The sequence below is a fragment of the Gilvirhabdus luticola genome, from assembly GCF_040117515.1.
GTDB lineage: Bacteria > Bacteroidota > Bacteroidia > Flavobacteriales > Flavobacteriaceae > Gilvirhabdus > Gilvirhabdus luticola.
The window spans coordinates 1-10,059 of record NZ_JBEEEN010000014.1 but is presented as its reverse complement, the minus strand read 5'-3'; the positions used below and the strand labels follow the sequence as shown (position 1 = coordinate 10,059).

Genomic DNA, 10,059 nt, shown 5'->3' with positions numbered 1-10,059 from the left:
GATCTGATGGACAGTTGTCATTACAATCAAGTGTACCATCACCATCTGAATCTGTATCTGCTACGCCACAACCACAATCGCCTGGTTCGATCTTGTTTGGGTCTGATGGACAGTTGTCATTACAATCAGGTGTGCCATCACTATCTGAATCTGTATCTGCTATGCCACAACCACAAGCTCCTGGGTCTGTCTTGTTTGGATCACTTGGACAGTTGTCATTACAATCAGGAGTGCCATCACTATCTGTATCTGTATCAGGTGTTCCACAACCACAGTCTCCTGGTTCTGTTTTATTTGGATCACTTGGACAGTTATCATTACAATCTGGTGTGCCATCACTATCTGAATCTGTATCTGCTATGCCACAGCCACAAGTTCCTGGGTCTGTCTTGTTTGGATCACTTGGACAGTTGTCATTACAATCTGGTGTGCCATCTCCATCTGAATCTGTATCAGTTGTGCCACAGCCACAGTCTCCTGGTTCGGTCTTGTTTGGGTCTGATGGACAAGTATCACAGCCGTTTGGAGCTCCATCTCCATCATCATCAATTGTATCATTAAAACCTGGGCAGATATCAAAACAGTCTGCAATTCCATCTGTATCTGCATCTAAACCTTCGTCTTTTTGCCCATCGCAATTATTATCTATTCCATCACAAATTTCTGTTGCACTTGGATTTATTGCTGGATCTCCATCATCACAATCTGTTGCATCGCTATAACTATCTCCATCAGAATCAAAAACAGCACTAGTTGACCATAATTTTACTGTGAAATCAGGATTGGATGCTGCAAAACCTTGATAATAAACTCTGAAATAATAGGTTTGATTAACAACTAAACTATTATGTGTTATTTGTTCAATAGTTGTTCCATTGCCAATGTCACTACAAGCTATTATAGAACCTTCATTACAATCTGATAAAAGCTCCAATATGCCATCAAACATTGGGTCTAAAGTAATATTGATATCTTCTGTCTGTGCAATAAAGGAATACCAAACATCGTCTCTTGCATTATCAACAGTACTACCACTACATTGCTCTGCTTCAATATCTGTACCTGCTGTGTTTAAAAGTGTGCCAGGTAAAGCTGTAGCGGATGCTGCATTGTTGACATCAGTTTCCTGAACAATCAATATTGCATCATCACAAAAGTCATTGCTCGGTGGTGGTCCAGCATTCGTTGACAACGAAGGTGTTTCAAACCAATCACTTGAGCCATTGGCCCCACAATTAGATCTAATAAAGAAAGTATAAGAAGTATTTGGTGTTAGTCCAATAGCACTAGCATTAGTTGTAAGAGTGTTTCCACTCGCATCACCAGCTCCTTGGCTTCCACCCGCAGGAACAGCTTCCCAATCATAACTCACTGGCACAGATCCTATACTTGGTGGATCCCAAGAGAAATCTATTCTCGCGTCAGATCTATAAATAACTCTAGGGTTTTCAGGCAACTGACAAGTTGTTGGCGCAACTGTTGCATTTAATAAGGCTATTGAAACATTTAACACTTCAGTATCACAGCTGGCATTTAGTGAAACATGAATGCGAATAGTTCCTGCAGAACTAAACGTATGTGATAAAGGTGAAACGCCTTGGGCCAGAATATTATTAGAAGTATCTGAAATGGTAATGTAATCATTTTGCTCTACCATAGATACAGAATGATTAGCAGTAAATACATAATCGTTTGTCAAGATATTTGAAACTATCATGTATTCTCCGGGTTCTACAAAAGAACTTGCCCCTTCTATAAATCCATTATTTAAAGCAGCGTATGAATATCCACTATTCTTATTGGTAGTACAATCTTGAGAAGATACCAATGCAGATATTAAAAGCGCAAAAACTAATGAAACACTATTTTTCATGACCTACTAAAACCTTTTATTAAAATATGTTTAAGTAGGAACAAGGCATGTTAAAAAGGGCAAATTGCCAGTAAAGCCTTAAGGAAAACTTAAGTTAAGATATAAAATTTTATTTTATAATTTTGAAATATGTTACTTTATTTTGAATGCTTATTCTTACAACATATAACTTTTCAGACAAAAAGGACAGATTAATATTCTCATTGGTACCAGATAAGTCCTTATCCATAACCAATTTTCCTAATAAATTATACATTTTTAAATTATCGAACGGTTCGCCAAATGAATTAATTGTTAAAATACTTCTGTCGGAATTAAAATAATAACTAAACGCATTAGAATCAAAATCTTCAAGACCTAGTGTTGCATCAGAACCATCGCAATCCTGATCTATACCATCGTTAATTATTTCTGGTGCACCAGGATAAACTGTATCCATAGTATCGTCACAATCGGTATTATCTAAAACATAGTCTGATGGTGGATTACAATATAAAGTTCCGCCATCTCCTTCATCACCAAAACCATCACCATCAAAATCTAAATAGTAAGTACTTTGTGTTGAAGTGTCAATACTTGCATCAGCATCATCTATGTCTCCATCACAATCATTATCTATACCATCACAAACTTCTGTTGCATCTGGATTAATTGATGGGTTTCCATCATCACAGTCTAAATTGTTTGAAACATAACCACCTGGCTGGTTACAAGCCAATACACTATTAGATGGATTTCCATAATTATCACCATCACTATCTTCATACCAAACACTTTGTCCCACAATATTCGAATCGGCATCATCTGTATTGCCATCACAATCATTATCAACTCCATCACAAACTTCGGTTGCATCTGGATTAATTGAAGAATTACTGTCATTACAGTCCAAATTGTTAGAAACATATCCTCCTGGTTGGTTACAGGATACTACACTACTAGATGGATTTCCATAATTGTCACTATCGCTATCTTCATACCATGTGGTCTGACCTGCGATGCTAGGATCTGCATCATCTGTTAACCCATCACAATCGTTATCTATACCATCACAAATCTCTGTGTTTCCAGGATATGAAGCTGCTTCTGAATCATTACAATCTGTATTGTCAGACACATAACCTACTGGCTGATTACAAGCCAATATACTGCTAGAAGGATTTCCATAATTATCACCATCACTATCTTCATACCAAACACTTTGCCCTACAATGCTTGAGTCAGCATCGTCTGTATCTCCATCACAATCGTTATCCTGTCCGTCACACACTTCTGTTGCGCTTGGGTTGATATTTGGGTCTCCATCATCACAATCGGTTGGGTCACTGTAGCCATCTCCATCAGCATCAGCGACTACTGTAGGCGACCATAATTTTAATGTAAAACTCGGACTAGACGTTGCAAACCCTTGATGCCAAACCCTAAAATAATAGGTTTGACCTACTACTAAACTATTATAACTTATTTGTTCTTCTGTATTTCCTGTTCCTACATCACTGCAAGCTAAATATGAAGATTCATCACAATCTGAAAACAAAGACAAAACCCCATTAAACAAGGATGAAGGAGTATTTAACGTAATATTAATATCTGTTGTTTGTGCTATGAACTTATACCAAACATCATCGCGTGCATTATCAAGATTTCCAGAGTCACAATTTTCTGGATCTACATCCGTTTGCGCTGTATTTAATAAGGTTGCATTTATAACTGTAGCAGAATTGACATCTTTTCCTGTATCCTGTATAATTAAAGTTGCTCCAGTACAAATATCATTTTCAGGTGGTGGGCCTGCATTGGTTGATAATGGGAAAGGAGCTATCCACCATTCACTATCTCCATTTACTCCACATTTCGATCTTATATAGATTGTATATGAAGTACTTGGAGTCAATCCTGTAGCGCTGGCACTGGTTGTCATCACATTCCCTGATGGGTTTCCTCCATTGCCTTGAGAACTACCATTTGGTACTGCTTCCCAATCATAACTAGAAGGTGTATCGCCAACACTTGGAGGATCCCAAGAGAAATCTATCCTGGTATCAGACCTGTAACTTACCGTTGGATTTTCTGGCATCTGACAAGTTGTTGGTGCAATCGTTTCATTTAATAATGATACCGTTACATTAAAAGTATCTGTTTCACAAAGATCATTTAATGAAACATGAATACGATAAGTGCCAGGAGTCGCAAAGGTATAAGAAAGCGGCGATTCACCTTGAGCCAGTATGGTATTTGATGTATTAGAAATCGTAATATAATCATTTTGCACAACCAAAGCTACTGTATGATTGGCTGTAAAGGTATAGTCGTTGGCCAAAATGTTGGTGAGCGTCATGTATTCACCAGGTTGAACAAATTGACTAGCTTCTTCTATAAAGCCGTTATTCATAGCCATGTAACTATATGAGCTATCATTATTGCTCGTACAGTCTTGAGATGTTGTGTATAAAGAAAATAATAATGTAAAAGCCAAAAGAGTAATATTTCTCATAAATAGTAGTTTTTTGGGTTAATCGTTTAAAAACAAATAAAGTTCATAAACTAAAGTTATTCATAATATTTAATAGATGCTTTAATATTAGATAAAGCTTGAAAAAACCTCGTTTATCGGTCATTATATTGTGTTCAATTTTTCTTAACTTGTTGACTGTTAATAACTTTTTGTTCGCAAACTTTGCTTTTTTAATTTTAATATTACATTTGCAAAAATTTTTTGAGGTACTTAAACGTCTGTTTCGAGAATTTTTACGTATCTCATATTATATAACAGGGATTAATAAACAGTCTTATTAAAGTAAATATTTTCTTACGATATTGTGCTTAATTTAAGTATTTCATCGATAAAATGTATTTTTTTTAAGTTTAAATACAATTTTGTTATATGTTTATCCCGAATAGTTAGACTTTATATTATGAAAAATATTATACTTTTTAGTTTTATTATTGGCATAGCTTATAATATTAACTCACAATGCGACCATACATTACCAGTGTATGAAGATTTTAGTAATACCTTTGCCGTCAATAGTTGTTGGACTTATATTGATGACGATGGTGACGGTTTAGGTTGGTCTATTACTAGTTTAGATGGTAGTGGAAATAAAGGATTGAAATCTAAATCTTTTGCTGGAACTGCTCTTACTCCTGATAATTGGATAATTTCTAACTCAATTAATTTGCCTTCTTCTGGCTCAATTGAACTGACTTGGAAGGTTAGAGCAACGTATTGGCAATATGATGCAGAAAACTATTCTGTATATGTTGCAACTGGAAATAGTCAATCAGATTTTACTTCTAGCTCGGTAATGTTTACCGAAAATTTGGTTGGTAGTGATGCCAGTGGATCTTTTGCAAATAGAAGTCTTAATATATCATCCTTGGCTGGGCAAACCGTGTACATAGCATTCAGACATCACGGTGTTACGGATCAATTTGAAATTGATATTGATGATTTTTCAATTACATCCAATGGTAATAATGGTTGTTCAATTGATTCAGATAATGACGGCGTGTGTGATGCTAATGATGTGTGCCCTGGATTTGATGATACCATAGATTCTGATGGTGATGGAATACCTGATGGCTGTGATACCAATGGCTGTATAGAATATACTGCTGATTTTTCAGATAACCCTTTAACGCATTCTGGTAGTGGATCATCTGCGACCGGTTTATCATTCCCAAATGATAGTCAAGATATTTCATTTACTATCAGTGGTATTAATGATAAATCAAATGGAAAAGCTAGCAGTCAGTACACAGAAAAGGTTGAAGTTCATTACGTTGATGGTTCAGGGTCTTCTCGAGTTTATGGAACATACAATGGTGCTAATGTCAATTCTACCAACATCAATATTCAAGGTAATGTTCAATCTGTTAGTGTAATTTTATCGGATAGTAATGGCAGCACAAGTTCAAATATGACTATTAATTTTAGTTCGGTCACATATTGCTCAAGTGATAATACTCCTCCTTGTAATGATTCTGATGGAGATGGCGTTTGTGATGATGTAGATCAATGTCCTGGTTATGATGATACTATTGATTCTGACGGAGATGGTATTCCGGATGGCTGTGAAACAACTGGTTGTACGGAATATACAACTAATTTTACCAACAACCCTCTAACCCATTCAGGATTAAAATCAACCAAGACTACCTTAAGTTTTCCAGCCAATAGTCAAGATATTGCCTTTTCTATAAGCAATATTGATGAGAAGGTAAAAGGTAAGCGCGGTACTTACTATAGAGATCTAGTAAATGTTACATTTACGGATGAATTTGGAGGTGTTCAAACCTATGGAAACTTTAGTGGTTCTGGTACTAGCAGTGTTAGCGTAGACATACCAAACAAAGTTCAGTCCGTAACCATAAGTTTATCAAATGATCTGGCTTTAATTAGTCAAGATGTTGTTTTAAGTATAAACTTTTCATCTGTTTCATACTGCTCAAGTAGCTCACAAGCTTCAAGAAGTTTTATAAATTCAAAATCTTCTGAACAAAACACATCGGTTCTAAATGATAATACAGAAAATCTAATTAAAATATTTCCAAATCCTGCTTCAGAATCGCTATATGTAAAATTTGGTGAGTTAAATGAAAAACCATCAAATATATTATTATATAGTATTGATGGTAGATTAATGCGAAATATTAATTTAAGCTCTCAAGCTAGAAACAGTACTAAAGAAATTAATTTGAACGGAATTTCTAGTGGACTTTATCTTTTAAAAGTGATAAATCAAAATGGTTCGGTTTTAAAAGTGAAGCGAATAGTTGTGAACTAATAACGAAAATATAAGTTATAAAAAAGGGCAATAAAATGTTTTATTGCCCTTTTTTATAACTTTTTACAATTATCTCTCTGCCGTTTAATCTTCTCAAAAATTGAATTCATAAATATTACTTCCATATATTTTTGTATAAAAAAATAATATTATTCTTACAAATTAATACATAATTTAAGCATTTCATCGATTAAACGCTTATTTTTTATGTTAAACTGTAATTTATTAGTATGTTTATCAAGAATTTAACCTCTTTCGTTATGAAAAAAATTATACTTTTTAGTTTTATTATTGGCATAGCTTATAATATTAACTCACAATGCGACCATACATTACCAGTGTATGAAGATTTTAGTAATACCTTTGCCGTCAATAGTTGTTGGACTTATATTGATGACGATGGTGACGGTTTAGGTTGGTCTATTACTAGTTTAGATGGTAGTGGAAATAAAGGATTGAAATCTAAATCTTTTGCGGGAACTGCTCTTACTCCTGATAATTGGATAATTTCGCCCTCAATTGATTTGCCTTCTTCAGGCATAATTGATTTGACTTGGAAGGTTAGAGCAACCTATTGGCAATATGACGCAGAAAACTATTCTGTTTATGTTGCAACTGGAAACAGTCAATCAGATTTTACTTCTAGTCCCGTAATGTTTACCGAAAATTTGGTTGGTAGTGATGCCAGTGGATCTTTTGCAAATAGAAGTCTTAATATATCATCCTTGGCTGGGCAAACCGTTTATATAGCCTTTAGACATCATGACGTTTCTGATCAATTTGAAATTGATATCGATGATTTTTATATTACATCTTCAGTTTTAGGTATCGATGATTTAGAATCTATTTCATTTAAACATTATTACAATATCAATACAAAGGAATTGACTTTAAAATCTTCCAATATGCGGATGGACAAGATATCTTTATTCAATATTATTGGACAAAACGTTTTAAACAAAACACTTTCTCAAACAGAAGAAAAAATTGACCTTTCTACGTTAAGGAAAGGTATTTATATTGGACAAGTTAGTTTTGATAATGTTGTAAAGACCATCAAGTTTGTGAAGCAGTAAAACATTATAAAAAAAATATTTTAAACTCGTGATAAACAGAATGTTTATTGCGAGTTTTTTTATTGTCATTGCGAGCGAAGTGAAGCAATCTGTTTATTATGACTTGCTTACTATGATTACGATAGAAATCAAAAGATTACTTCGTCTCTTTACCATTGCCAGAGGAACGTTACAATTTTATAAAGTAGGAATATTTAAAAGACTGCCACGTCATTTCATTCCTCGCAGTGACGTGGTGTTTTGTCATTGCGAGCGTAGCGTGGCAATCTTATCAAAGGAACTTCTGATTAACAGATTGCTTCAGTCGTATTGCCTACGCGCCAACTGGCCTCTTCGCTAAAAATGTCTACTGGACATTTTACTAACGCTCGATCCTGCAATGTCATTGGGTTTCAAAGATTACTTCGTCGCTAGCTTCGCTAGGTACCTTCAAGAAAGCAATGCTTTCTTTCTTGTAATTCTCGCAATGACGTTAGTCAAAGTAAAATAACCAACCATCTGATAGATCGTTCCAGTCTGGATTAATTGAGTTTATTAATTCTTCCTTCCTTTTCCTATTACCAGCTTTTATTTGCTTTTCCCTTTCTATAGCTTGATTAATATCATCAAACTCTTCAAAGTAAATTAATTTGTCACAATTATATTTAGAAGTAAATCCTTTGTAAGCTTTTGTTTTATGTTGATATACTCTTTTTAATAAATCACTGGTCACTCCAACATATATGACCGTGTTGTTTTTATTGGTCATAAAGTATACATAGGATTTGTTCATGTATTAAATATACGTCATTGGGAACGAAGTGAAGCAATCTTAAAAAAGGAACTCAAATTCGAAAGATTACTTCGTCAGTCGTGCCTTCTTCCTCGTAATGACGTCAGGTTTGTCATTGCGAGTGAAGTGAAGCAATCTCGTGAAGAGTTATTTTGAAAAGACTGCCACGACATTTCATTTCTCGCAGTGACGGAAAGCAAAAAGAGCAGCCAAATGGCTGCTCTTTTCATTATTTAAAGTTAATAAAACTTCTTTTCTTAATCTCTGCTCAAATTACTTGAAGAGATGATTTTCTTAACAACGGTTCCTTTGTCTGTTGTTAATCTTACAAAGTACATCTGATTATCAGTTCTAGATAGATCTATTTTAGAAGTAAAGACTTTACCTTTAACATAGTTCTCATTTACTGATTCTCTAACTAAAGCACCTTTAATATCGAATACTTGAATCTTAACATCTGTATCGTATTCAAACATGTACTTAATGTTCACTTCATTTTCAAATGGAACTGGATAAGCAGTAAAGTCTACTGTTCTTCCCCATCCACCAGTATCAACAGAACAGTTTAAATCAAAATGTTCTTCTGTAGTTTCTTCTGGATCAAATATACCACCTTCTTCTGGTGATGCTGGATAAGGCGTACAACCATCTGGTATATCACTTTCGCAAACCACTCCATGTACAATTACATAGAAGTCTCCAAATACATCTTCTAATACAGGCGTGCTGTAACTTTGAATATATCCTAAATCTCCACCATTAAAGCTATATTGCCCTGGTGCCACTGTTGTATTACCACTATTTGTAGTTGGATAAGGATCACAACCTATATATACGTGAGCTTCAGACATTACAAAGCCTGGAGATAGTTCATAAGTCACTACAACTTCATCTGGTCCAACAACATGGTCTGATCCATCAATTGTAACAGTAGCACCGTCACCATAATGAACGATCACTTTACCAGTGTTAGTGCCTTTACTTAAGTCACAACGACCTGCACCAGCATAGAAGTCGAACTCTACGGCAGTACCTTTATCAGCTGCTGTAATGGCATTAACCCATCCCCAGCGTCTGAAACCGTCGTTTCGGAAACAACTGCTATAATCTTCATCTACAACTGTATAATCTCCTGAAACTTCAGTTTTTACTGCGAAACCAGTTTCACAGTTAGGAGTACAGTTATAAACTTCCACTTGAACAGGACATGTATTTTTACAGCCTGTACTTGTTTCAGTAACCTCTACAGATAAATTATAGATACCTATTGGTGCGTTAAACGTTGGATCTGATGAAGTAGTACTGCTAAAGTAAGAAGCATCTGCACCACTCCATACAAATGTGTATGGCCCTCCGTTACCACCAGCTCCAGATACATGCAATTGTATTGCTGCACCTTCACATGCTAATGGATTATCTGCATAAGCGCTACATGTTGGATTTGCATTATTTGTTAAAACAACATCGTCATAATCAGTACAATTGGAATTATTAGTATTGGTCAACGTCCAACGTAAGGTCGCTGATGTGTCAGCAGGAACTCCTGTT

Annotated in this window: 5 protein-coding genes and 1 pseudogene; 2 read left to right on the top strand and 4 right to left on the bottom strand. The window is 35.1% G+C overall.

Translation table 11 applies throughout. The features are described 5' to 3' along the window. Positions 1–1,873 (bottom strand): annotated as a pseudogene (locus tag AAFP94_RS14840) (hypothetical protein); the annotation flags it as partial. A gap of 109 nt (positions 1,874–1,982) precedes the next feature. Next, complete coding sequence (locus tag AAFP94_RS14835) at positions 1,983–4,367, bottom strand: MopE-related protein (RefSeq protein WP_409629186.1); 2,385 nt, start codon at positions 4,365–4,367, stop codon at positions 1,983–1,985. Between the two features lie 421 nt (positions 4,368–4,788). On the opposite strand from AAFP94_RS14835, the gene AAFP94_RS14830 reads away from it, so the two are divergent. Next, positions 4,789–6,663, top strand: a complete 1,875-nt coding sequence (locus tag AAFP94_RS14830) for a choice-of-anchor J domain-containing protein (RefSeq protein WP_409629184.1) — start codon at positions 4,789–4,791, stop codon at positions 6,661–6,663. Positions 6,664–6,923: 260 nt separating this feature from the next. Beyond that, entirely contained in the window at positions 6,924–7,739 is an 816-nt protein-coding gene (locus AAFP94_RS14825) for a choice-of-anchor J domain-containing protein (RefSeq protein ID WP_409629181.1), read from the top strand. A gap of 472 nt (positions 7,740–8,211) precedes the next feature. Here the strand turns inward: AAFP94_RS14825 and AAFP94_RS14820 are convergent, their stop codons facing one another. Further along, entirely contained in the window at positions 8,212–8,511 is a 300-nt protein-coding gene (locus AAFP94_RS14820) for a GIY-YIG nuclease family protein (RefSeq protein ID WP_409629179.1), read from the bottom strand. Positions 8,512–8,768: 257 nt separating this feature from the next. Then, positions 8,769–10,059: T9SS type A sorting domain-containing protein (locus AAFP94_RS14815; protein WP_409629176.1), on the bottom strand; the 1,291-nt coding region annotated here is incomplete at its 5' end.